General features: G+C 55.1%; 2 protein-coding genes. Both read left to right on the forward strand.

The genetic code is table 11. The annotated features are described in order from the left end of the window. Nucleotides 1–234 precede the first annotated feature (234 nt). A complete protein-coding gene (locus ACXJ5O_RS25860) occupies nucleotides 235–1,215 on the forward strand; it encodes an ABC transporter substrate-binding protein (protein ID WP_457302404.1) in 981 nt (326 codons plus the stop codon). 99 nt (nucleotides 1,216–1,314) lie between these two features. Continuing rightward, a partial coding sequence (locus tag ACXJ5O_RS25865) for an ATP-binding cassette domain-containing protein (RefSeq protein ID WP_457302405.1) occupies nucleotides 1,315–1,774 on the forward strand: 460 nt, incomplete at its 3' end.

Genomic DNA, 1,774 nt, shown 5'->3' on the forward strand with positions numbered 1-1,774 from the left:
GCACAGCCAAGCGTGTGGTCTTAACTTTCTCAGTGGTCGAAGTATCCACCGTATCACCCACCCGGAACGACGTTTCCAGCGGCCCGAAGACTGGCCGGAATCGATGAAGTTAGGGGGATATTACGAACAGTTTGCCCGACTAATCAACATAAATAATTATTGACTAATTTTTATAAGTGGCGATGATCGTCCTAGTGGGATCGCCACGAACTAATTTCTGGGAGGGAATTTTCAATGAATATCACCCGTCGCACTCTGCTGTTTACCTCAGCCGTTGGGCTGGCCGCCTCGATGGTCGTTGGCAGCGCGTTGGCTGATGCGCCACCGCTCAAGAAAAAAGATACCTACAAAGTCGGCTTTGCCCAGACCGAAAGCAACAATCCATGGCGCCTGGCCCAGACCGCCAGCATGCAGGAAGAAGCCAAGAAACGCGGATGGCAACTGGTTTATACGGATGCCGCCAGCTCCGCCGCCAAGCAGGTCGCCGACGTCAACTCGATGATCGCCCAGGGCGTTGACCTGATTTTCCTGGCGCCACGTGAGGAAAAGCCACTGATTCCTGCAATCAAGGCCGCCAAGAATGCCGGCATTCCGGTTATCCTGCTTGATCGTAACGTCGACGCTTCGCTGGCCAAGGCCGGCGAGGATTATGTAACGTTTATCGGCTCCAATTTCATCGAGGAAGGCCAGCGTGTTGCCGATTGGCTTGTCAAGAACGCCAATGGCAAGACCACAATCATCGAGCTTGAGGGCACGACCGGTTCTTCTCCGGCCAATGATCGCAAGAAGGGCTTCGACGATGTGATCACCAAAAACGCTGACTTCAAGGTAGTCGCATCGCAAACGGGTGACTTTGCTCGCGACAAGGGTCGTCAGGTAGCAGAGACACTGCTGCAGGCTCATCCGGACGCCAATGTCATCTATGCGCATAATGATGAGATGGCCATTGGTGCTATCTCCGCGATCGAGGCAGCCGGCAAGGTTCCAGGCAAAGACATTCTCGTCCTGTCGATCGACGGTGGCAAGGAAGCCGTTCAGGCGGTTGTCGATGGCAAGATTGCAGCCGTTGTCGAATGCAATCCCCGTTTCGGACCGAAAGCTTTCGACACGGCCACAGCTTATGCAAACGGCGACAAGATTGAAGCCAAGATCATCAATCCGGATCAGTTTTACGATGCCAGCAACGCCAAAGACCTGCTGAGCACCGCCTATTGATTTTGTGGCTCTGCCAGCGCTCTTATAGGGCGCTGGCTTTTCTTTCGGCATTGTATTGCTATGCCGGAGCCTACCGATGCGTTCAGAATTGGCTTTGCAATGAACACCGATAGCCTTTTATCGATGACGGGAATCGACAAGCGCTTTGCCGGGATACCTGCCCTGTCGGGCGCCTCTTTTGCTGTTGGACGCGGCGAAGTTCATGCGCTGATCGGCCAGAACGGTGCGGGCAAATCGACGCTGATCAAGGTGCTGACCGGCTATTACAAGCGCGATGCCGGTGAAGTCGTGTTCGATGGCAAGCCATTCGAGGTCTCCTCACCGCAACAGGCGCAGGCAAGCGGCATCAGCACCATCTACCAGGAAATCAACCTCGTCCCCTATCGATCCATCACCGAGAATATATGCCTCGGCCGCGAGGCTCGCCGCTACGGCCTGCTTGATTGGAAGCGCATGCACCAGGAGGCTGAAGCGCTGCTGCAGCGATTCAATGTGCGCGCCGATGTGCGCCGCCCATTGATGGAATTCAATACCGCCACGCAGCAGATGGTGGCGATTG

The sequence above is a fragment of the Phyllobacterium sp. P5_D12 genome, assembly GCF_054049495.1.